General features: G+C 68.8%; 22 protein-coding genes and 1 pseudogene. 16 read left to right on the top strand and 7 right to left on the bottom strand.

Annotated elements, in window-relative coordinates:
* The first annotated feature begins 510 nt into the window (after positions 1 to 510).
* Positions 511 to 1,023: a DUF1269 domain-containing protein gene (locus tag MVF76_RS12440; protein ID WP_297529612.1), complete on the top strand. Its 513-nt coding sequence runs from the start codon at positions 511 to 513 to the stop codon at positions 1,021 to 1,023.
* A 14-nt stretch (positions 1,024 to 1,037) separates the two neighbouring features.
* Here MVF76_RS12440 and MVF76_RS12435 read toward each other — a convergent pair whose 3' ends face one another.
* Positions 1,038 to 1,943 carry a TauD/TfdA family dioxygenase gene (locus MVF76_RS12435; protein ID WP_297529610.1) on the bottom strand — a complete coding sequence of 302 codons (906 nt, stop codon included), beginning with the start codon at positions 1,941 to 1,943 and terminating at the stop codon, positions 1,038 to 1,040.
* A 138-nt stretch (positions 1,944 to 2,081) separates the two neighbouring features.
* Between MVF76_RS12435 and MVF76_RS12430 the strand changes: the two genes are divergently transcribed.
* Genes MVF76_RS12430 through ubiV form a run of 3 tightly spaced genes read left to right on the top strand, consistent with a single transcriptional unit; the run spans position 2,082 to position 4,882 of the window.
* Positions 2,082 to 3,011, top strand: a complete 930-nt coding sequence (locus MVF76_RS12430; protein ID WP_297529608.1) for a TIGR01212 family radical SAM protein — start codon at positions 2,082 to 2,084, stop codon at positions 3,009 to 3,011.
* Positions 2,986 to 3,978: a ubiquinone anaerobic biosynthesis protein UbiU gene (gene ubiU, locus MVF76_RS12425; protein ID WP_297529606.1), complete on the top strand. Its 993-nt coding sequence runs from the start codon at positions 2,986 to 2,988 to the stop codon at positions 3,976 to 3,978. Before MVF76_RS12430 ends, ubiU begins: the two co-directional genes overlap by 26 nt.
* A gap of 10 nt (positions 3,979 to 3,988) precedes the next feature.
* Complete coding sequence (ubiV, locus tag MVF76_RS12420) at positions 3,989 to 4,882, top strand: ubiquinone anaerobic biosynthesis protein UbiV (RefSeq protein WP_297529604.1); 894 nt, start codon at positions 3,989 to 3,991, stop codon at positions 4,880 to 4,882.
* A 175-nt stretch (positions 4,883 to 5,057) separates the two neighbouring features.
* Here the strand turns inward: ubiV and ubiT are convergent, their stop codons facing one another.
* The 4 genes from ubiT to MVF76_RS12400 form a co-directional block, all read right to left on the bottom strand.
* Positions 5,058 to 5,585, bottom strand: coding sequence for a ubiquinone anaerobic biosynthesis accessory factor UbiT (gene ubiT, locus MVF76_RS12415; protein ID WP_297529602.1), 528 nt, complete (start codon positions 5,583 to 5,585; stop codon positions 5,058 to 5,060).
* 6 nt (positions 5,586 to 5,591) lie between these two features.
* Complete coding sequence (gene pdxT / locus MVF76_RS12410) at positions 5,592 to 6,161, bottom strand: pyridoxal 5'-phosphate synthase glutaminase subunit PdxT (RefSeq protein WP_297529600.1); 570 nt, start codon at positions 6,159 to 6,161, stop codon at positions 5,592 to 5,594.
* Positions 6,162 to 6,163: 2 nt separating this feature from the next.
* Positions 6,164 to 7,054, bottom strand: a complete 891-nt coding sequence (pdxS, locus tag MVF76_RS12405; protein ID WP_297529598.1) for a pyridoxal 5'-phosphate synthase lyase subunit PdxS — start codon at positions 7,052 to 7,054, stop codon at positions 6,164 to 6,166.
* A gap of 136 nt (positions 7,055 to 7,190) precedes the next feature.
* Positions 7,191 to 9,284 carry a putative bifunctional diguanylate cyclase/phosphodiesterase gene (locus tag MVF76_RS12400; protein WP_297529596.1) on the bottom strand — a complete coding sequence of 698 codons (2,094 nt, stop codon included), beginning with the start codon at positions 9,282 to 9,284 and terminating at the stop codon, positions 7,191 to 7,193.
* A gap of 192 nt (positions 9,285 to 9,476) precedes the next feature.
* Between MVF76_RS12400 and MVF76_RS12395 the strand changes: the two genes are divergently transcribed.
* Complete coding sequence (locus MVF76_RS12395; RefSeq protein WP_297529594.1) at positions 9,477 to 10,004, top strand: GNAT family N-acetyltransferase; 528 nt, start codon at positions 9,477 to 9,479, stop codon at positions 10,002 to 10,004.
* Between the two features lie 18 nt (positions 10,005 to 10,022).
* Here the strand turns inward: MVF76_RS12395 and MVF76_RS12390 are convergent, their stop codons facing one another.
* A complete protein-coding gene (locus MVF76_RS12390; RefSeq protein WP_297529592.1) occupies positions 10,023 to 11,822 on the bottom strand; it encodes a hypothetical protein in 1,800 nt (599 codons plus the stop codon).
* Positions 11,823 to 11,935: 113 nt separating this feature from the next.
* The gene (gene epmB / locus MVF76_RS12385) at positions 11,936 to 12,934 is read right to left on the bottom strand and encodes an EF-P beta-lysylation protein EpmB (RefSeq protein ID WP_297529590.1); all 999 of its coding nucleotides are present in this window, start codon (positions 12,932 to 12,934) and stop codon (positions 11,936 to 11,938) included.
* Between the two features lie 48 nt (positions 12,935 to 12,982).
* Between epmB and efp the strand changes: the two genes are divergently transcribed.
* The 11 genes and pseudogenes from efp to MVF76_RS12330 all read left to right on the top strand — a co-directional run.
* The gene (efp, locus tag MVF76_RS12380; RefSeq protein WP_297529588.1) at positions 12,983 to 13,552 is read left to right on the top strand and encodes an elongation factor P; all 570 of its coding nucleotides are present in this window, start codon (positions 12,983 to 12,985) and stop codon (positions 13,550 to 13,552) included.
* Positions 13,552 to 14,541 (top strand): EF-P lysine aminoacylase EpmA, encoded by a 990-nt coding sequence (epmA, locus tag MVF76_RS12375; RefSeq protein WP_297529586.1) that lies wholly within the window; start codon positions 13,552 to 13,554, stop codon positions 14,539 to 14,541. The genes efp and epmA overlap by 1 nt, the downstream gene beginning before the upstream one ends.
* Positions 14,542 to 14,674: 133 nt before the next feature.
* Positions 14,675 to 15,796: an ABC transporter permease gene (locus MVF76_RS12370; RefSeq protein ID WP_297529584.1), complete on the top strand. Its 1,122-nt coding sequence runs from the start codon at positions 14,675 to 14,677 to the stop codon at positions 15,794 to 15,796.
* Position 15,797: 1 nt separating this feature from the next.
* Positions 15,798 to 16,559 carry an ABC transporter ATP-binding protein gene (locus MVF76_RS12365; RefSeq protein ID WP_297529582.1) on the top strand — a complete coding sequence of 254 codons (762 nt, stop codon included), beginning with the start codon at positions 15,798 to 15,800 and terminating at the stop codon, positions 16,557 to 16,559.
* 4 nt (positions 16,560 to 16,563) lie between these two features.
* Positions 16,564 to 17,487, top strand: coding sequence for an MlaD family protein (locus tag MVF76_RS12360; RefSeq protein WP_297529580.1), 924 nt, complete (start codon positions 16,564 to 16,566; stop codon positions 17,485 to 17,487).
* Positions 17,488 to 17,491: 4 nt separating this feature from the next.
* Entirely contained in the window at positions 17,492 to 18,115 is a 624-nt protein-coding gene (locus MVF76_RS12355; protein WP_297529578.1) for an ABC-type transport auxiliary lipoprotein family protein, read from the top strand.
* Positions 18,115 to 18,837: a tRNA (cytosine(32)/uridine(32)-2'-O)-methyltransferase TrmJ gene (gene trmJ, locus MVF76_RS12350; RefSeq protein ID WP_317622966.1), complete on the top strand. Its 723-nt coding sequence runs from the start codon at positions 18,115 to 18,117 to the stop codon at positions 18,835 to 18,837. Before MVF76_RS12355 ends, trmJ begins: the two co-directional genes overlap by 1 nt.
* 66 nt (positions 18,838 to 18,903) lie before the next feature.
* The gene (gene cysE / locus MVF76_RS12345) at positions 18,904 to 19,764 is read left to right on the top strand and encodes a serine O-acetyltransferase (protein ID WP_297529574.1); all 861 of its coding nucleotides are present in this window, start codon (positions 18,904 to 18,906) and stop codon (positions 19,762 to 19,764) included.
* Positions 19,765 to 19,831: 67 nt separating this feature from the next.
* Positions 19,832 to 20,320 (top strand): Fe-S cluster assembly transcription factor, encoded by a 489-nt coding sequence (locus tag MVF76_RS12340; protein ID WP_297529572.1) that lies wholly within the window; start codon positions 19,832 to 19,834, stop codon positions 20,318 to 20,320.
* A gap of 18 nt (positions 20,321 to 20,338) precedes the next feature.
* Positions 20,339 to 21,487 (top strand): cysteine desulfurase family protein, encoded by a 1,149-nt coding sequence (locus tag MVF76_RS12335; RefSeq protein WP_297529570.1) that lies wholly within the window; start codon positions 20,339 to 20,341, stop codon positions 21,485 to 21,487.
* 41 nt (positions 21,488 to 21,528) lie between these two features.
* Positions 21,529 to 21,685: pseudogene (locus MVF76_RS12330) on the top strand (IscS subfamily cysteine desulfurase); the annotation flags it as partial.

Raw genomic sequence — 21,685 nt, 5'->3', positions numbered from 1 at the left:
CCTGGGCGCTTCCTATTATTATAGACAATGATCCGAATCGAAGTAGATGACCGGCCTGTCCTCGACGCCCTGCACCGGCTGCAGGCCGCCGGCCGGGACGGGCTTCCCCGCACACGCGGGGATCGACCCGCGTTGGCCTATCCCTTCGACGGCATGCCGGCGTTCTCTCCGCAAAATCGGGCGAGAATTCAAGCGGATATCCCGGTAATAGATAAGGAGCGGCAAGCTCTTGCCCAAGAACGACCCTCTGAATGGCTTTACGTTATCTTTCCCGGCAAGGAACAGCATGAACTCATCAGGCGCTTTCGGCGAGGCGATCCGCCGGAAGCCGACCGGCGCCGCGCGGACAAGGGCTGGCGTTCCGAGGACTCATAGAAGTCTTCTATCGCTGGCCGAACCCAAGGAGATTCTATCGGTCGATGCCGCCCGGTGACCTAGACTCAGGGAAGGACAGGCTGCTTCGGGCCTGTCGAGTCGAGGACCATCCCCGTTGCGGGGAAGGAGGCGACCATGAGAAGAAGACTCTATTTCCTGCTGCCGAACCTGGACAGCGCCCGCCGCGCCCATGACGAGCTGCTGCTGGCGCGCATCGAGGAACGGCATATTCACTACCTGACGCCTTCGGAGATGGAGGCGGCGGACCTGCCGCGGGCCAACCTGTTCCAGCGCAGTGACCTGGTGCATGGCCTGCAGCTGGGGCTGATCTATGGCGGCCTGGCCGGTATCCTCGCCGGTGGCCTGTCCATGCCCCTGCTGGGCCTGAGCCTGCAGGCGGGCGGGGTGCTGGTGCTGGCGACGGCGCTGGCCGGGGCCCTGTTCGGGGCCTGGGTGGCGAGCATGATCGGGGTGAGCGTGCCCAATCACCGTCTGCGCCAGTTCGAGGATGCCATCGCCCGTGGCCAGATTCTGCTGATGGTGGACGTGCCCAAGGGGCGCGCCGAGGAAATCGGCGATCTGATCCGCCGGCTGCATCCGGAAGCGGACGCCCACGGCGTCGAACCCACCATCCCTGCCTTTCCCTGACGGCCTCCGGGCCGTCAGTCCGCGGCCGTGACCCGGCCGTGAAAGCGGGCACGATACAGCAGGCGGCCGGGTGATCCGGGTGGGTCGCGGAAGCCGTTGCGATCGTGCAGCACGTTGTTGCTGATCAGGCCCATGCCGGCCTCCAGCCGGCCCTGGAAGATCCAGGGTGACGGCTGCTCCAGCAGTTCGCGAATGCGCGCCTGCGCCCGCTGCACGGCGGGCGTTTCCTCCCACAGGGCATTGCGCTGCCGCGCCGTGTAGCGCAGGTGCAGCTTGCCCTGTGCCGTGATCGAGAACACCGGGCCGCGCGCGAGCGGCCGGGCGGTGTCGCCACCGGCGACCCGGGCGGGGATGGACAGGGCCTGCGGTCGCATCAGCGCGCGGATGAGCGCGGGGTCCTCGTCGCGCAGCAGGATGTAGAGCAGTTCGTGATCCATCAGCCGGTTCTCGCCGCCTTCGGCGGCTGGCCGTTCCGCGTGCAGCATCAGGGCGTGTACCTGGCGCTCCGGCGGGTTGTAGTAGCCGTCGGTATGCCACTGGATGGGCCGGTCGGTGTAGGGGATGTAGCCCCGATGGAGGGCGTCCTCGTGCACGCTCAGCGCGGTCAGGCCGTCGTCCTCCGCCAGCCAGTTGCAGTCCAGCCCGCTCACGCCGAGCTGGCGGGCCAGCAGCAGCGGCACCTGCCGGGCCTCGATCCGTGCCGGGTCGGTGACATAGAGGACCATGTTGGCGCGACGGATGCGGTCGATCACCGCTTGGCGCTCGCCCGGCGTGAGCCGCGCGGGGTCGGTGAGGGTAACCACCAGGTCCTCCAGGCGGCGGGGATGATGATCCAGCTTCCACTCCCGCCAGCGCCGGTACGGCGCGGGATCGCCGTCGGGATCGAAGGGGTTGTCGATTGCAGATGTGGCCTGGGGCATGGACTGATTCCGGATGGTGCCGAGTCAGGGCAGGGTGCCGGGTTGTCATCGAGGGGTAATTGACGCAGGTCAAAGCCGCGTGCCGGCGCCCGCCGGACAATGCGCCAATTCCTTGTGCGCCCGCCGGCGGATGGTCCCATGGCCCTGCATCAGTACGTTTCCACCTTCGGTCAGGATCTCTTGCGCCGTCATGGCCGGCGGGTACACAAGCTGGCCATTCACGCCGGCTTCACCTGCCCCAACCGCGACGGCAGCCGCGGCATCGGCGGCTGCACCTTCTGCAACAACCAGTCCTTCAGTCCGGCCGCGCGCCGGCCGCCGTCGGTGGCCGAGCAGATCGAGGCCGGGCGCCGGGTGATCCGCAAGCGCACCGGTGCGCAGCGTTACATTGCCTATTTCCAGGCCTACACCAATACCTATGCCGATGTGGCAGTGCTGCGTGCGCGCTACGAGGAGGCGCTGGCCGAGCCCGATGTCATCGGCCTGAGCATCGGTACTCGCCCCGACTGCGTGCCCGATGCCGTGCTGGACCTGCTGGCGGAGTACCGGGCGCAGGGCTACGAGGTGTGGCTGGAGCTGGGGCTGCAGTCGGCCTTCGATCACACGCTGGCGCGGGTCAATCGCGGCCACGGCTTCGCCGAGTATGCCGACGCCGTGCAGCGGGCACGCGCGCGCGGCCTGCCGCTGTGTACCCACCTGATCCTCGGCCTGCCCGGCGAGGACGCCTGGCATGTGCGCGAGACCCATCGCCGGGTGCTGGCGCTGGGCGTGGAGGGTCTCAAGCTGCATCCGCTGCACGTGGTCAAGGGCACCCGGCTCGCCAACGAGTGGCGCCGCGGCGAGTACCGGCCGCCGGCCTTCGACTGGTACGTGAATCTGGTGGCGGAACTGGTGCGCGCCACGCCGCCGGGTATCGTTTTTCACCGCCTGACCGGAACGGCGGAGCCGCGCCTGCTGCTGGCGCCGCACTGGTGTGCCTGGAAATGGCGGGTGCTCAATGCAGTGGAGCGCGCGCTGGCGCGGCGTTCCGGGAGGTATCGTAATGGAACTGGTCTGCCCCGCGGGTAATCTGCCGTCGCTGAAGGCAGCGGTGGACAATGGTGCGGACGCCGTCTATCTCGGCTTTCGCGACGACACCAATGCGCGGCACTTCGCCGGGCTCAACTTTTCCGGCCACGATATTGCCAAGGCGATTGCCTACGCCCGCGAGCGCGGCCGCAAGGTGTTCCTGGCGCTCAACACCTATCCGCGTCCGGATGGCTGGCCGCGTTGGCAGAAGGCGGTGGACCGCGCCGCAGAGTTGGGGGTGGATGCCTTGATCGCCGCGGATCTCGGGGTGCTGGACCATGCGGCGGAGCGCCACCCCGGCCTGCGCCTGCATCTGTCGGTGCAGGCCTCCGCCACCAATGCCGAGGCCATCCGTTTCCATGTCGAGCGGTTCGGCGTGCAGCGGGTGGTGCTGCCGCGGGTGCTGTCACTGGCCCAGGTCCGCGCGCTGGCCGAATCCGCGCCGGCCGAGATCGAGGTGTTCGGCTTCGGCAGCCTGTGCGTGATGGCCGAGGGGCGTTGTTTCCTGTCCTCCTATGTCACGGGTGAGTCGCCCAACACCTGCGGGGCCTGTTCGCCGGCGCGTTACGTGTCCTGGGAAAACGACGGCGATCTTCTGGAAACCCGGCTCAACGGCGTGCTCATCGACCGCTACGGGGCCGACGAGCTGGCCGGCTACCCGACGCTTTGCAAGGGGCGCTTCGAGGTCGACGGCCGCGTGGGCTACGTGCTGGAGGAACCGACCAGTCTCAATACCCTGGCGCTGCTGCCGGAACTCAAGACCGCGGGGGTGGCCGCGATCAAGATCGAGGGCCGGCAGCGCAGTCCGCAGTATGTCGCCAGTGTCACCCGCGTCTGGCGCGAGGCCATCGACAGCCTCGCCGCGGGCGACGGCTTCAGGGTACGCGAGGACTGGCAGCGCAGCCTGGGCCGGGTCGCCGAGGGCGTACAGACCACGCTGGGCGCCTACGCCCGGCCCTGGCGATGAGGAATCCGCGATGAGGCCGCGACTGAGCCTTGCGCCCATCCAGTATTTCTGGCCGCGTGAACAGGTGTTCGCCTTTTATCGGCAGGTGGCCGAGTGGCCGGTGGATCTGGTCTATCTCGGCGAGAACGTCTGCGCCAAGCGGCGCCAGTTGCGCGAGGCGGACTGGCAGGAACTGGTGGCCTTTCTGAGCGCGGCCGGCAAGCAGGTGGTGCTGTCCTCGCTGTTGCTGATCAGCGCCGGCTCGGAGCTGGCGACGCTGCGCCGGCTGTGCAGCCAGCGCGATTATCCGGTCGAGGTGAACGACCTGGCCGGGGCGCAGCTGCGCGAGGGTGCCCCCTTCGTTGCCGGACCGGGGATCAACCTCTACAACGTTCGCGCCATGAAGCGGCTGGCGGCCGCGGGCATGGTGCGCTGGGTGCTGCCGGTGGAGCTGGGTGAGCGTGAATGCCGCGCCCTGCACGACGCGCGTCCGTCGGGTGTGGAAACGGAGGTCACGGTGTTCGGGCGGCCGGGGCTCGCGCATTCGGCGCGCTGCTTCACCGCTCGCGCCCACGATCTGGCCAAGGACGAGTGCGGCTTTCGCTGTCTGGAAGACCCGGCCGGCGAGCTGCTGCGTACCCGCAACGGTGAGCCCTTTCTCAACATCAATGGCATCCAGCTCCAGCCCGCCGCCCCCTTCAGCCTGCTGGCGGAACTGCCCGCGCTGGCGGAAATCGGCGTGGAATGGTTGCGGCTGTATCCGGAGGCCGAGGGCATGGCCGAAGTGGTCGCCGCCTTCGACGCGGTGCGTCGGGGCGAGGCGGACCCGCAGACAGAGGCCGCCCGCCTGGATGCGATGCTGCCGCTGGCGCCGGGCAACGGCTTCTGGCATGGCGAGCCCGGCATGGCGCGGGTCCCTTGCTGACGAGGATGGAAACGCCCGTCGTCCGCCGGTTGCGGCGGCCCTGCACGGTGGTCTTTTGGACGATGGCCACTGAATCCACCGAACCCAGGGTAACGAACATTCGCTGCCCTTGGCAGGAAACCGTGCAGGGCGATCGGCAGTTTCCGTGGGTCCAGTGGAAGCCGTGGCTATCGTTTCAGTCGCTTCCCGCCTGTTTTCCGCTCAGCCGATCGGCGACGCCCAGCATCTGTTCCGCGACTGCGGCCAGTCGCTGCCGGGCCGGCGAGGCATCCAGGCCGTCGAGGAAGTTCTTCAGTTCCAGGCCCAGTTCGGTGTCGCCGGACAGGCGCAGCTGGCGCTGGAAGAACAGGGTGTCCGGGTCCTCGCGGCGTGCCGCCAGCAGCAGGAAGCCGTACAGCGGCCCCTCCAGGCGCAGATGCACCGGCTGTCGTCGCGGATCGGCGCGGCGGAAGCGGCGCCCGCGGTAGCCGAGCGGCAGGGAAAGATCGAGGTCGCTCACCCGCAGCAGCACCTGGCGGTCGGTGAGGAAATCCAGTGCCCCGCATTCGCGTTCGGCCACGAACATGCGGTCGAGCAGCCGCGGTGCCAGCCAGGCCGATGGCGCACCCGGCAGCAGCCGCGACAGGGCCGCCAGCGGGGCCGGCACCCCGGGCAGCGGCCGGAGGGTGCGGGCCGAGGGCTGGTAGATGTCGGGGGCGGTCATCGGCGGTCAGTGGCAGGCGCCTTCCAGCCACAGGCGATGGATGCGCGCGTCACCGGCGAGTTCGGGGTGGAAGCTGGCACCGACATGCCGGCCCTGCCGCACCAGCACGGGCAGGCCGTCGCAGCGCGCGAGCACTTCCACCCCGGGACCTGCATCGAGAATGGCGGGCGCGCGGATGAAGTCGGCCGCCAGCGGACCCTCGGCAAGCGCCGGCACTTCCAGGTCGGTGCTGAAGCTGTGGCGCTGGCTGCCGTAGTGGTTGCGCTGCAGGCGCACGTCCAGCAGCCCCAGCGAGGCGACCCGCGTATCACCGTTGTCGCGCGCCATCAGTACCAGCCCGGCGCAGGTGCCCAGTACCGGATGCGATGCGCCGAAGCGGCGCAGGGCTGCGGTGAGCCCACGCCGGTGCAGCAGGGTGGAAAGGGTGGTGGACTCGCCACCGGGGATTACCAGCGCGCTGCAGCCGTCGAGTTCCGCGGCGCCGCGCACCCGCTGGGTGGCGTGGCCCAGTGATTCCAGCGCCGCCTCGTGGCGTTCGACGTCACCCTGCAGGGCAAGGATGCCGACGGTACTCATGGCTACCAGCCCCGCCGCGCCATGCGCTGGTCGTCGTCCAGGCCGCCCAGCTCGATGCCGGGCATGGCCTCGCGCAGGCCGCGCGATACCTCGGCCAGGATTTCCGGGCAGTCGAACCAGGTGGTCGCCTGCACGATGGCCGCGGCGCGCGCCTCCGGGTCCTCGGAGCGGAAGATGCCGGAGCCGACGAACACGGCCTCGGCCCCCAGTTCCCGCACCAGCGCGGCATCGGCGGGGGTGGCGATGCCGCCGGCGGAGAAGGCCGGCACCGGCAGGCGGCCGAGGGTGGCCACCTGTTCCACCAGCGCGTGGGGTGCGCCCAGCTCGCGCGCGGCCCGCATCCACTCCTCGCGCGGCAGCGCGGACAGTTCGCCGATCTGGCGGCGGATCAGCCGCAGGTGGCGCACGGCCTCGACGATGTTGCCGCTGCCGGCCTCGCCCTTGGTGCGGATCATGGCCGCGCCCTCGCCGATGCGGCGCAGGGCCTCGCCCAGGTCGGTGGCGCCACAGACGAAGGGGATCTCGAATGCCCACTTGTCGATATGATGCTGTTCGTCGGCCGGGGTCAGCACCTCGCTTTCGTCGATGAAGTCGACCTCCAGCGCCTCCAGGATGCGCGCCTCGCTGACATGGCCGATGCGGCACTTGGCCATGACCGGTATCGACACCGCATCGCGGATGGCGTCGATCAGCGCGGGGTCGGACATGCGCGCCACGCCGCCATCCCGGCGGATGTCGGCGGGAATCCGCTCCAGGGCCATGACCGCCACGGCGCCGGCACGCTCGGCGATGCGCGCCTGCTCGGGGGTGGTGACGTCCATGATGACGCCGCCCTTGAGCATCTCGGCGAGGCCGATCTTGAGACGATGGCGGGAATCCTTCTGCACAAACATGAGGGCTTCGCTCGACTGCGCCTGGCGTGCAGGCCGGGCGCAGCGATTATGGCGAAGCCGCGGCGCGGGCGGGTTTGATCCAGATCAAGCGCCCGCCGGAATGGAGCCGGTCCAGGTTGCGCCAGCGAGGAGGCGCCTACAGTGATTCCTCGGAGAAGTCGTAGTCCAGCGCGGGATGGGGTTCCTGCAGGAAGTAGCCCTGGATGTACTGGACACCGAACTGGAACAGCATGGCCACGCTGGAGGCGTCCTCGACGAACTCGGCCACGCATTGCTTGTTCATGGAGCGGGCCATTTCCACGATCGACTTGACCATGGCCTGGTTGTTCTCGTCCTTCATCAGGTTGTGGATGAAGGCGCCGTCGATCTTGAGGTAGTCGACATCGGCGTGCTTGAGCAGCTGGAAGGAATTGGGGCTGCTGCCGAAGTGTTCCAGCGAGGTGCCTATGTGCAGCGCCTTGACCGCCTTGATGAAGGCCTTGGCATGCTTGAGGTGTTGGCTGGCCTCCTTTTCCGCGATCTCGAACACGATGGCGTCGCTCTGCAGGCGCGCCGCCTTGAGCTGCTCGTTGATCCACAGCGGCAGTTCCTGGTCGGCAAGCGTCACGCCGGACACCTTGACGAAGAACTGGGTGTCGTGGTCCTGACGCCGGTGCTCGGCCAGTACCTCGATGGCATGGGCGATGACCCAGCGATCGATCTCGGCGATGAGGCCGCCGTCGATGGCCACCGGCAGGAACTGGCCCGGCAGGTAGTCCTGGCCCTCGGCGTCGCGCAGCCGCAGCAGCACCTCGTATTTTTCCTGCGGGTCGCCCTGCAGGCTGACGATGGGCTGGTAGACCAGGTGGAAGCGGTCCTGCTCCAGTCCCTCCTTGATCAGTTGTTTCCATTGCGCCTCGCGTTCCCTGCCGCGCTGTTCGTCGGTGACCGGATTGTGCAGGTGCACGCGGTTGCCGCCGGCGGAGCGCGCCACCTCGCAGGCCAGGTCCGCCCGGGCCATGACCTCGGCGGCTTCGGGGGCCGACTCGGTGATCAGGCTGATGCCGACCGAGCAGGTGACGGTGACCGAACGGCCCTCGACATCGACGATATGCTCCTCGACACTGTGGCGGATGGCCTCGGCCAGGGCCTGGGCGGCGTCGATGTCGCTGCCGCGGCAAAGCACGGCAAAGGTGTTGTCGCCGAAGCGGGCGGCGATGCCGCTGTCGCCCACCTTGTTGCGAATGAGATCGGCGATGTCCTTGATGACCAGGTCGCTGGCAGCCAGGCCGACGCTTTCCTTGACCTGCTTGAAGTTGTCCAGCAGCACGTAGAGCACGCCGCTGCTCTCGCCGCCGGTGACCGCCTCGGAGACGGCCAGTTCCACCTCTTCCATGAAGTACTGGCGATTGAACAGGCCGGTGAGCATGTCCTGCTTGCTCAGGTGCCTGAGCTTCTCGGCCAGTTCCGGGTCTGCGGTCGAACGGTCACGGATGACGATCTGGGTGCAGGCCTCGCCCTCGATGGAGGCGGGCGCGAACTCCATCAGCGCCTTGAAGCTGCCCTTGCTGGCGCTGACGCAGGAAACCTCCAGCTCGGCGATCTCCTCGCTGTCCTCCTTGCCGTAGCTGCGCAGGAAATCCTTGAAGGAGCCATGGTCCTCCGGCGCGACCATGTCCATGATCGGGTGGCCCTCGATTTCCTCCATGTCGTCGAAGCCGAACATCTCCAGATAGGACTGGTTGGCATAGATATGCATGCCGTCGTGCACGTAGGCGATGGCGTCGCGCGAGGTGTCCAGCAGTGCGCGGCAGCGGCGCTCGCTTTCCCTGTAGATGGTTTCGAATCGCTGCAGGGCGCGTCGGGTATGCAGGCTCTTCTGCTCGCGTTCGACCACCAGCCGCAGGTGGTCGGGCTGGTCGAAGGACACCAGGTCGGTGGCGCCGGCGCGCAGGGCCTCGACCACCTCCGCCTCGTTGGCCTCGGCGGCCATGAGGATGACGGGGATGTCCAGCTTGCGGCTGTCCAGTTCGGTGCGCAGCGCGTCCAGGCCGAGTCCTTCCAGGCCCTCGGAGAGGATGATCAGGTCCGGGACCTGCTGGTCGAGGGCATTCTCGAGATCCTCTGTGTCCTCCACATAGTGGAAGCGCACGGCATGGCCGGCATTGCGCAGGATGTTGGCAACGGCCTCGGCGTCGTTCCGGGATTCCTCGGCGATGATGAGGCGAAGCAGCTTGTCGTCCGTCGACACTCGGTCCTCCGTTCCTGTTCCCTTCCGTGACGGTGTATGGACTCCATCGTGAGCTTAGCGGCAGCAGGTGCTGAAAATGAAGTCCTGTCGCCCTCGCGTCAGGATCGTTTTACAGAAAACCCGGGCTGTTTTCCATGCGGGTGAATCCTGCTAGCATGAACTCGTCGGCTTGCGCTTGAGGAGTAGGCGAACATGCATGAGGTCATCGTCCGCGCGGAGACGCCGGAAGACGTCAAGGCCATCGACGTGGTCAACCTGAGCGCCTTCGAGGGCGAGGCCGAGGCCCAGCTGGTCGACGCCGTGCGCAACCGCCCGGGTTTTATCCGCGACCTGTCGCTGGTGGCCGAGATCAACGGCCGCATCGTCGGTCATGTGCTGCTGTCGCCGGTGGCCCGCGAGGGTGGCAAGGGCCGTGACCGGGTACTGGCACTGGGGCCCATGTCGGTGGTGCCCTCGCAGTCCCACCGCGGCATCGGCTCGGCGCTGATCCAGGCCGCCGTCAACCGCGCCCGTGACATGCGCTATGCCGCCATCGTGGTGGCGGGTCATCCCGACTACTATCAGCGGTTCGGCTTTCGTCCGGCCTCGGACTGGGGCCTGGAAACCAACCTGCCCTGTCCGGGCGAGGCGGTGTCCGCCATGGAGCTGGAAGCGGGTGCGCTCGAAGGGGGCGGTCGCATTCGCTATCCGGACGACTTCTTCAGGATCTACGGGGGCTGACGGGCCCGCCGCATTCTTTCAGATCTGTTCCCAGAGTTCGTCGAAGCCGGAGTTCGAGCCGTCGGCGGAATCGCCCTGGCTGCTGCTGGCGCGGCTGTCCAGTGGCCGGAACTGGAACTGGGCGAAGGCCCCCGTGTTCTCGACCAGCTTGGTCAGCTCCACCCGCGCCTCCTTGCCGTGGCTGTTGACCAGCACCTGGTCGCCGACATGGTAGGGCAGGGTGGGCGTGATCAGGGTGGCCGGCTGACCGATGGCGCGAATCTCCGGCAGGATGAGGCTGCGCAGGTATTCACGGGCACCGGCCTTCTTGGTGCCCACGGCCACGCCGCCGGGCGCGATCATCTGCACGCCCAACTCCAGACCACGACCCTCGGCGCACTTCATCCAGCGCACCACGCCCAGTCCCATGTGGAAGGCATCGGGGTCCGAAGCCTCGCGGATGCCGACCAGCTCGCCGACCTCGGCTTCCGAGTTCTCGCCGCTGTCCCACAGCAGCCGGTAGCCGCCGGCGCTGACGTCGACCATCTTCCACTCGTGGGTGTGATACTCCGGTGGATGGGGTTCGGTCTCCAGTGGCGGGGGTGACTTCGGCGCCAGTTTGCTCGGTTGGGCAGGAAAATCCACCATGCGGATGCGATGGTTGTCGTCGCTGCGCCAGCGGCGGGTCTCGGCCAAGTCCCACACATCGGGGACCTCGTTCTCGCGCTCCCGGGTCTCGCGAGCGGTGAAGGTCGCGCGGGCGTCGTAGTGCGGGGCCTCGGCGTCGCCGCTGTCGGCCGAGAAGGTGTTCTCGCCGCTGATGAAGTAGTGGGTGGCGCTCAGGCCCATGGCGACCACGGCAGTGGCGGCCTTTTCGGTCCGCGAATAGCGTCGCCTGGGCATCACGCCCCAGGACAGCATCAGCCGCCGCAGGATGGTCTCGGACGGAACGCCGGGGCCGGCACGGCCCTGATTGCGGTCGGTGAAGGCATGGCGCACGGTTTCGGCCAGCCGCGCGGTGTCCAGCAGCCGGCAATGCGCGCGATCGTACCGGGTGTGGCGCAGGATCAGGTAGCTCGGCGGGTCGTCGCTGGCCAGATTGACGATGAACAGGCCGCCGGGATTGGGTGCCTCGACCAGGTCGGTGAGTTCCGCCTCGCGGGACCAGTTCTCGAGGGCGCGGAACACCTGCTCCACCTCGCCCTGGCGCAGCCGGTAGGGACAGGCCAGCGCCAGCAGCAGGATCTGCTTGTAGGCATCCTCGATGGTCAGGGCAATGCCGTCCTCGCCGGCATCGCGGACCGCGTGCTCGAGCAGGCCGCGTTCGCTGGCCTGTTCGTACAGCCGGTGCACCTCGCGCCAGACGCCGGGCGGGTAGGGGGCATAGACCTGGTAGGCCTTGAGCAGGACCAGGCCGAGGCAGGCCAGCGCGCGGTGCATGGCGGTGGCCAGCAGGCGCTTGTCGCGGCGGAAACGCGGCTTGTCGCGTTCCTCGGCGACCACGATGCGGTAGCCGATGGCGAGCTGGTTGAGCATTTCCTTGGACAGCTCGGCGACCTTGCGCCCCTTGGGCGCCAGCGGGAAGCTGTGTCCCACATAATGTTTCTTCAGGGTTTCCGTGATGTTGCGCACCGGCACCCGCAGCAGCTCCAGCGACTTCATGCGTTGGGCGGTGGGCATCTCCAGGGTGTTGAATTCCACCAGGGCGTTGAACAGCAGCCGGGTGGTCTCGCCGACATTGAGGACGGGGAGAGCGGCAATCCATTGTTCGACGTGGGCGGGCTGGGCGTCGAAACTGCCCGGCGTCGCCGGCCGGCGTAGCGGCAAACGTTGGTCCATGTTCTCCAGCTCGCGACAGGGGGGTTTTTGTTTTTCTCGGCCGGAGCGGGGGTTTCCTTAGCGGGCTCCGCGCCGGTGCGGATGTCGGTCGCCCGGTGATAATACCAGCTTTTTCAGAGGGGTGTCTTGGCCGGAGCGCCCGCCTGCTCGCGTACCAGCCGTGGCACCAGGTAGCCGGGCAGGCGTGTTCGGAGCGTGGCCGCCAGGGTTCGGGCCCGCTCGTCGGGCACCGCGAAGTGGGCCGCGCCGGCCACCGGATCGAGCTGGTGGAGGTAGTAGGGCAGCACGCCGGCGGCGAACAGGCGCTCGCTGAGACCGGCGAGGGTGTCGGCGTCATCGTTGATGCCGCACAGCAGTACGCTCTGGTTGAGCAGGGTCAGGCCCGCCGCCCGCAGCCGGGCCAGCGCGGCGTCGACGGTTGCATCCAGCTCCGCGGGGTGATTGACGTGGAGCACGCACACGCCGTCCAGCCGGCTCTTCGCCAGCCGCGCGCACAGGGCGCCGGTGACCCGTTCCGGCAGCACCACCGGCAGCCGCGTGTGCAGGCGCAGCCGGGTCAGGTGGGGGATGGCCTCCAGTCGTCCGATGAGATCGGCCAGCCGATCGTCGGACAGGCTGAGCGGGTCGCCACCGCTGAGGATGATTTCGCGGATGTCCGCATCGGCACGCAGGTAATCCAGTGCGTCCTGCCAGCCGCCCGCACCCGGGTTGGCCTCGGCATAGGGAAAGTGGCGCCGGAAGCAGTAGCGACAGTGCACGGCGCAGGCGCCGGTGACGGTGAGCAGGGCGCGGCCGCGGTACTTGTGCAGCAGTCCGGGTACCGGCATGGCCGACTGCTCGGCCAGCGGGTCGCTGACGAAGCCGGGCACGGCCTCGGCCTCGGCGGCCAGGGGCAGCACCTGCAGCAGCAGCGGGTCGCGGCGATCGCCCGGCCGCATGCGGGCGGCGAAGCCGCGCGGCACCCGGGTCGGAAACAGGCGCTCGCCGGCCCCGGCGCCGGGCTCGGGCGGCAGGCCGAGGAATTCGAGCAGCTCGGCGGCGCTGCGGAAGCCCCGCGCCAGTGCCTGCTGCCACTCGGCCGCATGGTCGGCGCGGGCCGATCGCGGTATCATACGCGCCGGTTTGTTCACGGGCTCTCCCGGTTTCGAGTGGAAGGTTCTATGGCGAGTTACAGCACCAACGAATTCAAGCGCGGCCTGAAGGTGATGCTGGACGGCGATCCCTGCGCCATCATTGAAAACGAGTTCGTCAAGCCCGGCAAGGGGCAGGCGTTCAACCGCGTCAAGCTGCGCAACCTCAAGACCGGGCGGGTCTGGGAACGCACCTTCAAGTCCGGTGAGTCGGTCGAGGCCGCCGACGTGCTGGACGTCGACATGCAGTACCTGTACAGCGACGGCGAGCAGTGGCACTTCATGCACCCCGAGACCTTCGAACAGGTCGCCGCCGACGAGGCCGCGGTGGCCGATGCCCGCAACTGGCTCAAGGAGCAGGACGTCTGCACTGTCACCCTTTGGAACGGCGTGCCCATCAGCGTCACCCCGCCCAACCACGTGGTGCTGGAAGTGACCGAGACCGAACCCGGCATCCGCGGCGATACCGCCACCGGCGCCACCAAGCCGGCCACGCTGGAAACCGGTGCCACCGTCCTGGTGCCGCTGTTCGTCGATGTCGGCGACAAGCTCAAGGTCGACACCCGCACCGGCGAGTACATCTCGCGCGCCAAGGACTGATGTCGGCGCCGGACTGGCGGCCGGCCGCATCCCCGGAAACACTCGTGCTGCGCGCCCGCCTGCTGGCGGGCGCGCGCGCCTTCCTGTCCTCGCGCGGCGTGCTGGAAGTCGAGACGCCGATGCTGTCGCGGGCGGCCACGCCGGCGCCGGCACTGGACAGCCTGGAGACCCGCGTCCGCCTGCCCGGCGCCGCGGCGCCCGCGCGGGTGTTCCTGCACACCTCGCCCGAATTCCCCATGAAGCGGCTGCTGGCGGCCGGCTGTGGCCCCATATTCCAGCTTTGCAAGGTGTTCCGCGACGCCGAGGCGGGTCCCCGCCACAACCCCGAGTTCACCCTGCTGGAGTGGTACCGGCCGGGCTGGCGCAGCGACGAACTGATCGACGAGGTCGAGGCGCTGGTGGCCGAGCTGCTCGGGGCGCGGGTGCCGTCGCCACCCTGGCGCCGCCTTCCCTATGCCGAACTCTTCCGCGAATTCGCCGGGGTCGACGGCCTGACCGCCGATGCGGCGACCCTGGCCGGCCGCCTGACTCAGGCGGGGGTGGAGGTGACGCTCGGGGCCGACGAGGACATCGATGTCTGGCGCGACCTGGTGCTTGCCCGTCTCATCGAGCCCGAGCTGGCCCGTCGTGGCGAACCCCTGTTCGTGGTCGACTACCCGGCGAGCCAGGCAGCACTGGCCGCGCGGCGGCCGGATCGTCCCCAAGTGGCCGACCGCTTCGAGCTGTATGTCGGGGGCCTGGAGCTGGCCAACGGCTTCTACGAACTCACCGATCCCGTCGAGCAGCGGGCGCGGTTCGAGGCCGAGAACGCGGCCCGGCGGGCCGCGGGTCGGCCGGAGATGCCCCTCGACGAAACCTTCCTGGCCGCGCTCGAGGCCGGGATGCCGGCCGGCAGCGGGGTGGCGCTGGGCTTCGACCGGCTGGTGATGCTGGCGGCTGGCGTGGACGACATTCGCGAGGTGCTCGCCTTTCCGGTCGGTCGCGCCTGAACCCGCATATGGCACCTGGGCGGCAGCGGGCTGCAAATCCGCCATCATCCACAACCCCTGGTGCAATATGCGGGTGAACCCTCCACACGGCGTCCGCTTGCGCGGCGCCCGGCGAACCGGGACACTCTGCGCCATGCCTGCCGCAGCCTCCGAAAGCCCCCCGCGCCTGCGCCTGGAAGGCGACACCCTGCGCGCCGAGGGTGCCTGGACCCTGGCCACGGTGGCGGACCTCGGCCCGCCCGAGCGGCTGCTCGCCGGGGTGGGATCGGGTGCGGTGACCCTGGATCTCTCCGCGCTCACTGCCCTGGATACCGCGGGCGCCTGGCTCGTCGACCACCTGCGCCGGCGGCTCGCGGAAGGCGGGCGTGGCGTCACCCTCGCAGGCCTGCCCGAACGCTACCGTAGCCTCATCGAACAGGTGGAGACCCTCGCCGCCGACCGGCCGGAACCACCGCCGCGCGAGAACCTGCTGGCCGAAACCGGCCAGCGGGTGTTCGAAGGGGTGGAGGAACTGCTGGGCTTTCTGAGCTTCACCGGGGAGTCGCTGAGCCGGCTGGGCACGCAGCTCCTGCGCCCCTGGCGCATCCGCTGGGCGGCGGTGGTGGCCGATCTGGACAGCGCCGGGGTGCGGGCGCTGGGTATCGTCGGACTGCTGTCCTTTCTCATGGGCGTGGTCATCGCCTATCAGGGCGCCGTCCAGCTCAAGGCCTATGGCGCGAACATCTATGTCGCCGATCTCGTGGGCCTGTCCATGGTGCGCGAACTGGCGCCGCTACTGGCGGCCATCATCGTCGCCGGGCGCACCGGTTCCGCGTATACCGCGCAGATCGGCACCATGCAGGTCACCGAGGAGGTGGCGGCCCTGCGCACCATCGGCATCGCACCGCTGGACGTGCTGGTGCTGCCCAAGCTGTTGTCCCTGATACTGGCCCTGCCGTTGCTGAGCGTGTTCGCCGACGTGGCGGGCGTGTTCGGCGGCATGCTCATGGCCAAGGTCCAGCTCGGGCTGGGCTTCGAGCCCTTCATCGATCGCCTCGGCGACGCGGTGTCGGTGCGTTCCTTCCTGCTGGGGTTGCTCAAGGCACCGGTGTTCGCGGTGATCATCGCCCTGATCGGCTGCTTCCAGGGCTTCCGGGTGTCGGGCAGTGCGGCCAGCGTCGGACGTCACACGACACTGTCGGTGGTGCAGTCGATCTTCCTGGTCATCGTCGCCGACGCCCAGTTCTCGGTGCTGTTCAGCTGGCTGGGGATCTGAGATGAGCGAAGCCCTGATCCGGCTGCGTGACGTCTGTACCCGCTTCGGTGACTTCACCGTGCACGAGCACCTGGACCTGGATGTGCAGGCCGGCGAGATCCTGGCCCTGGTCGGCGGCAGCGGCAGCGGCAAGACCACCCTGCTGCACGAGATGATCATGTTGCGGCGGCCGAGCGCCGGTTCCATCCGCCTGTTCGGCGAGGAGGTGGTCGGCATATCGCCGCAGCGGGCGCAGGCACTGCGACGCCGCTTCGGCGTGCTGTTCCAGCACGGCGCCCTGTTCAGCGGGCTCACGGTGCTGCAGAACGTCGGCGTACCCCTGCGCGAGCACACCGGGCTGGCCGACGACACCATCGACGCCCTGGCCCTGATCAAGATCCGCATGGCCGGGCTGCCGGCCGAGGCCGCACACCGTTATCCGGCGGAACTGAGCGGCGGCATGATCAAGCGCGCCGGCCTGGCGCGCGCCATGGCCATGGATCCCCAGCTGCTGTTTCTGGACGAGCCCACGTCGGGCCTGGACCCGCACAGTGCCGACGGCTTTGACGCGCTGGTCCGCGAACTGAAACAATGGCTGGGGCTGACGGTGGTGATGATCAGTCACGATCTGGATTCACTGTGGAACGTGGCCGACCGGGTGGCGGTGCTGGGTGACCGTCGCATCGTGGCGGTGGCGCCCATGGCTGAGCTGGCCGGCGTCGATCATCCCGCGGTGCGCCAGTACTTCGAAGGCCCGCGTGCGCGGCGGGCGCGGCGGGTCTGAGGACATGGAAACACGCATCAACTATGTGCTGGTCGGCCTGTTTGTCATCCTGCTGGGTGCGGCCGGCATCGGCATCAGCCTGTGGCTGGCCTTCGGCGACTTTGCGCAGGAGTACCGCCTTTACCGGGTGTACATGACCGAGTCCGTGTCCGGCCTGTACGTGGATGCGCCGGTGCGCTATCGCGGTGTGGAGGTCGGCAAGGTGCGCGAGCTGAACCTGGATCCTGCCAACCCGCAGCGCGTGGAACTGCTGCTGGCGCTGCGCCCGGACGTACCCATCCGCACCGATACGGTGGCCACGCTGTCGGTCCAGGGCCTGACCGGCATCGCCTCCATCGAACTCTCGGGCGGTTCGCCGGAGGCGCCCCCGCTGACCGAAACGCCGGGCGAGCCCTATCCGGTGATCCCTACCGGTCCCTCGCTGTTCTCGCGGCTGGACGACACGGTGTCCGAGCTGATCGGCAATCTCAATGTGGTGAGCCATGACCTGCACGCCCTGCTCAATCCCGACAACCGCGCGCGCATCGGCAACATCCTTGCCCATGTAGAGTCGGTGACCGGCGCCCTGGCCGACAGCCGGCAGCAGATCGAGCAGGGCCTGGCCGAGGGCGCGCGGCTGCTGGCCGAGGCGCGGCAGGCCACCGCGGCGGTGCCGGACCTGCTCGCCCGGGTGGAAGCGGCGGCCGCCGGGCTGGAGGCGATGGCCGCCGATTTCCGTCAGACCAGCCAGGTGTTGCGCCATCAGGTGGCGCAGGGCGGGCAGGCGGTAACCACGGTGACCGGCAGCCTGGCGCCGGACCTGTCGCTGCTGATCGACGAGCTGCGCCGGCTGGCCGGTGACCTCAGGCGGGTGGCCGAGCAGGTCGAGGCGCAGCCGGCGCGGCTGATCTACGGCAATGCGCTCGAACCCCCGGGCCCCGGAGAATGAACCCATGAAGCGGCGTACTTCCCTGACCCTCTCGCTGTTGCCGGCCCTGATTGCCGCCCTGTTGCTGGGTGGCTGCACCCTGCTGCCGAGGCCGGAAGCGCAGGCGGTCAGCCGCTATCGCATCGAGCTGCCGCCACCCGCCCCGGCAACGACCGGCGGCGAGGTGCTGCTGCTGGCCGTGACCCGCGTCGCACCGGGCATCGATACGCCGCGCATGGCCTATCGCGAGCAGCCCGGTCGGCTGGGCTATTTCCGCTCCGCGCGCTGGGTCGAGGACCCGGCGGCGATGCTGCAGCCGGTGCTGGCGGCGCGACTGACCGCACAGCCGGGCGTCGCCGCGGTGGTCGGTCGGGGCACGCCGCTGGGCGTGCGCCACCGGCTGGAGCTGGAGGTACTGGAATTCACCTACGATCTGGTGCCAGAACAGGACCGGTTCCTGCTGCGTGCCCGCCTGCGCCTGATCGATCTGGCGCAGCGGCGGCTGGCCGTGGCGAGGGAATTCGAGGTCTCCGAGCCCGTCGCGGGCAAGGGGCCGGCCGCGGCGGCCAAGGCCGCCAACCGGGCCGTTGCGCGCTGGCTGGCGTCGGTCGCGCGTTTCATGGCTGAAGGCATGGCGGAGGCGCGATGATCGCCGACCAGGTGCGCGTGGTGCTGGTCGAGACCACGCACCCCGGCAACATCGGTGCCGCGGCCCGCGCCCTGAAGAACATGGGGCTGCGCCGGCTGTCGCTGGTGACGCCCGCGGCCTTTCCGCACGAGGAGGCGACGGCGCGGGCCTCGGGCGCCGAGGACCTGCTGGCGCAGGCCGAGGTGTTCGACACCCTGGCCGAGGCGCTGGCCGGCGCAAGCTGGGTGGTGGGCGCGAGTGCCCGGCTGCGCTCGATACGCTGGCCGGTGATCGATGCCCGCACCTGCGGTGAGCGGGTGGTGGCGGAGGCCGCGCGTGGCGAGGTGGCGCTGGTGTTCGGCCGCGAACGCTCCGGGCTGACCAACGACGAGCTGGATCTCTGCCACCACCTGGTCCACATCCCGGCGGACCCGGCATTCAGTTCCCTGAATGTCGCCCAGGCGGTGCAGGTACTGAGCTACGAGATCCGCATGGCGCAGCTCGGCGAGCGGCCGCTGGCACCGCAGCCAGAGGAACACCCGCCGGCGACGGGCGCGGAGATGGAAGGCCTGTATGCCCACCTCGAGCAGACCCTGTACGCGCTCGAGTTCATCACTCCCGAACGTCCGGGCAACATGATGCGCCGGTTGCGCCGGCTGTTGTCACGGGCGCGGCCCGATCGCAACGAGGTCAACATCCTCCGCGGCATCCTCGCCGCGGTGAACGATCGCATCCGCGACTGAATCGCATCGCCCCGTGCCCCCGCGGTAGAATGCCGGGAAAGGCAATATGCGGGCGAGGGAGATCGCATGTTCGAACGAATCCGGGAAGACGTGCGCTGCGTGTTCGATCGCGACCCCGCCGCGCGCAGCACCTTCGAGATCCTCACCACCTATCCGGGCGTGCACGCCATCATCGCCCATCGCATCAACCACGCCCTGTGGGCGCGGGGGTTGCGCTGGCTGGCACGCTGGCTGTCGGCGCTGGCCCGCTGGTTCACCGGCATCGAGATCCATCCCGGCGCCCGCATCGGCCGGCGTTTCTTCATCGACCACGGCATGGGCGTGGTGATCGGCGAAACCGCCGAGATCGGCGACGACTGCACCCTCTATCACGGCGTTACCCTCGGTGGTACCAGCTGGGAGAAGGGCAAGCGCCACCCCACCCTTGGCAATGACGTGGTCATCGGTGCCGGCGCCAAGGTGCTGGGCCCGTTGCGCATCGGCAATGGCGTGCGCATCGGTTCCAATGCCGTGGTGCTGCGCGACGTGCCCGACAACGCCACCGTGGTCGGCGTACCCGGCCGCATCGTGGCCCACGAGCGGCCCTCGGTCAGTGACCGCGGCGCCGAGATCGCGCGCAAGATGGGCTTCGATGCCTATGGCACCACCAAGGAGATGCCGGACCCGGTCGCCACTGCCATCAATGCCATGCTCGACCACATTCATGTCATGGACAAGAAGCTCGAGGACATGTGCCGCGGCCTGAAGAGCCTGGGTGCCGAGGTGGCCGACCTGCAGCTCCCCGACCTGGGGCCCTGCGAGATCCACAGCACCGCGCCGGTGCAGGAGCTGGAATCCGGGACAGAGGACGGGGAAGGCGAGGGGAAAACGGAGGCTTCGGAAGCGGCCGGGGAAAAAGACCCGGAAAAATCGGCGGATAATTCTTGACTAAATTTGTCAGGTATGGCACCTTGCGTGCCGGGCAGTAAGCCAATATACCACCGGGACACCGCCGATGAAACTGACGACCAAGGGGCGCTACGCCGTCACCGCCATGCTGGACCTGGCCATGCATGCCGGCCCGGCGCCCGTGAAGCTCGCGGATATCTCCGAGCGGCAGGGCATCTCCCTGTCCTATCTGGAACAGTTGTTCACGCGCCTGCGCCGGCAGGGGCTGGTCACCAGCACCCGCGGTCCGGGTGGCGGCTACAACCTGGCGCGGCCCTCCGACGAGATCGCCGTCGCCGATGTCATCCTCGCGGTCGACGAGAACGTCGATACCACGCGCTGCGGTGGCATGGGCAACTGCCACAACGACCAGCGTTGCCTGACCCACGAACTCTGGACCGAACTCAGTGACCAGATCAAGGGCTTCCTCTCGGCCATCACGCTCGGCGAGCTGATGCGCAACGGCGGCATCAAGGAAGTCGCCGAGCGCCAGGATCGCGTGCAGCAGGGTGGCACCACCGAGGTTAGGGTGCCCATCGGCAGCGCGCGCGGCTGAGCGGGCGGGAGCGGGTCGATGCAGGGCTATCTCGACTGCAATGCCACCACGCCCCTCGATGAACGTGTATTCGAGGCCATGGCCCCCTATCTGCGGGACATCCATGGCAACCCGTCCAGCGTGCACCGCTTCGGGCGGCAGGCGCGGGCCGGGATCGACCAGGCGCGCGAGCAGGTCGCCGCGCTGGTCGGGGTGGCGCCCGGACAGGTGATCTTCACCAGCGGCGGCACCGAGGCGAACAATCTGGCCCTGTGGACGCGCTGCATGGGTCGGGCACCGGGCACACTGGTGATCAGCGCCATCGAGCACGCCTCCCTGCGCGAACCGGCGCAGGCCTGGACCCGCCGCGGCTGGCGGCTCCACGAACTGCCGGTAAACGCCGAGGGCGTGGTCGAGACCGAGCGTCTGGAGCCGCTGCTGGCGAAGCGGCCGGCACTCGTCTCGGTGATGCTGGCCAACAACGAGACCGGCGCCGTGCAGCCGGTCGCCGCGCTGGCCGCGCAGTGCCGGGCCGCCGGCGTGGTGATGCACAGCGATGCGGTGCAGGCCGCGGGCAAGCTGGTGTTCGACTTCGCGTCGACCGGCGCGCAACTGATGAGCCTGTCGTCGCACAAGATCTACGGCCCCAAGGGCGTGGGCGCGCTGATATTCGACAAGGCGCTGGAACTGGATCCCATGCTGGTGGGCGGCGGCCAGGAGCGTGGCCTGCGCGCCGGCACCGAGAACGTCGCCGGCATCGTCGGCTTCGGCAAGGCCGCGGAGCTGGCTCTGGCGGAACGGGTGGAACGCATCCGTCACATGCGGACGCTGCGCGACCATCTGGAATCGCGGCTGGCCGGGCTGCCGCAGATCCGGGTGCTGGCGCAGGGCGCGCCGCGGCTGCCCAACACGGTGCAGCTGCTGCTGCCCGGCATGGACGGCGCAACGCTGCTGATGGAGCTGGACAAGGGCGGGATCGCCGTATCCAGCGGTTCGGCCTGCGCTGCGGGCAAGACCCAGCCCAGCCATGTGCTGCTGGCCATGGGTGTGGACGAGGCCAGCGCGCGCAGCGCGGTGCGGGTCAGCTTCGGCAAGGACACGACGCGCGAAGAGGTGGACCGGCTGGTCGACCTGCTGGCGCAACAGGCAGCCCGACTGTCGGCGGCATCCGGTGCCATCGGCTGGTAGGCGGCATTCGATTCAAACGAGACACGAGTGGTGGAACAGCAATGACGGTAAACACGCCCATATATCTGGACTACAGTGCGACGACGCCGGTGGACGAGCGGGTGGCGGACCGGATGTGCGGTTGTCTGACGCGCACGGGCGTGTTCGGCAACCCGGCGTCGCGGAGCCATCCGTTTGGCTGGCGTGCCGAGGAGCTGG

Origin of the sequence: Thiohalobacter sp., from assembly GCF_027000115.1 — a bacterium.
Taxonomy (GTDB): domain Bacteria; phylum Pseudomonadota; class Gammaproteobacteria; order Thiohalobacterales; family Thiohalobacteraceae; genus JALTON01.
This window is presented reverse-complemented; position numbering and strand designations above follow the sequence as displayed.

Bases quoted from the DNA above. Each gene is read 5' to 3' on its own strand.
- MVF76_RS12440 (WP_297529612.1), top strand. From the start codon at position 511: ATGAGAAGAAGACTCTATTTCCTGCTGCCGAACCTGGACAGCGCCCGC.
- MVF76_RS12435 (WP_297529610.1), bottom strand. From the start codon at position 1,943: ATGCCCCAGGCCACATCTGCAATCGACAACCCCTTCGATCCCGACGGC.
- MVF76_RS12430 (WP_297529608.1), top strand. From the start codon at position 2,082: ATGGCCCTGCATCAGTACGTTTCCACCTTCGGTCAGGATCTCTTGCGC.
- ubiU (WP_297529606.1), top strand. From the start codon at position 2,986: ATGGAACTGGTCTGCCCCGCGGGTAATCTGCCGTCGCTGAAGGCAGCG.
- ubiV (WP_297529604.1), top strand. From the start codon at position 3,989: ATGAGGCCGCGACTGAGCCTTGCGCCCATCCAGTATTTCTGGCCGCGT.
- ubiT (WP_297529602.1), bottom strand. From the start codon at position 5,585: ATGACCGCCCCCGACATCTACCAGCCCTCGGCCCGCACCCTCCGGCCG.
- pdxT (WP_297529600.1), bottom strand. From the start codon at position 6,161: ATGAGTACCGTCGGCATCCTTGCCCTGCAGGGTGACGTCGAACGCCAC.
- pdxS (WP_297529598.1), bottom strand. From the start codon at position 7,054: ATGTTTGTGCAGAAGGATTCCCGCCATCGTCTCAAGATCGGCCTCGCC.
- MVF76_RS12395 (WP_297529594.1), top strand. From the start codon at position 9,477: ATGCATGAGGTCATCGTCCGCGCGGAGACGCCGGAAGACGTCAAGGCC.
- MVF76_RS12390 (WP_297529592.1), bottom strand. From the start codon at position 11,822: ATGGACCAACGTTTGCCGCTACGCCGGCCGGCGACGCCGGGCAGTTTC.
- epmB (WP_297529590.1), bottom strand. From the start codon at position 12,934: ATGATACCGCGATCGGCCCGCGCCGACCATGCGGCCGAGTGGCAGCAG.
- efp (WP_297529588.1), top strand. From the start codon at position 12,983: ATGGCGAGTTACAGCACCAACGAATTCAAGCGCGGCCTGAAGGTGATG.
- epmA (WP_297529586.1), top strand. From the start codon at position 13,552: ATGTCGGCGCCGGACTGGCGGCCGGCCGCATCCCCGGAAACACTCGTG.
- MVF76_RS12370 (WP_297529584.1), top strand. From the start codon at position 14,675: ATGCCTGCCGCAGCCTCCGAAAGCCCCCCGCGCCTGCGCCTGGAAGGC.
- MVF76_RS12365 (WP_297529582.1), top strand. From the start codon at position 15,798: ATGAGCGAAGCCCTGATCCGGCTGCGTGACGTCTGTACCCGCTTCGGT.
- MVF76_RS12360 (WP_297529580.1), top strand. From the start codon at position 16,564: ATGGAAACACGCATCAACTATGTGCTGGTCGGCCTGTTTGTCATCCTG.
- MVF76_RS12355 (WP_297529578.1), top strand. From the start codon at position 17,492: ATGAAGCGGCGTACTTCCCTGACCCTCTCGCTGTTGCCGGCCCTGATT.
- cysE (WP_297529574.1), top strand. From the start codon at position 18,904: ATGTTCGAACGAATCCGGGAAGACGTGCGCTGCGTGTTCGATCGCGAC.
- MVF76_RS12340 (WP_297529572.1), top strand. From the start codon at position 19,832: ATGAAACTGACGACCAAGGGGCGCTACGCCGTCACCGCCATGCTGGAC.
- MVF76_RS12335 (WP_297529570.1), top strand. From the start codon at position 20,339: ATGCAGGGCTATCTCGACTGCAATGCCACCACGCCCCTCGATGAACGT.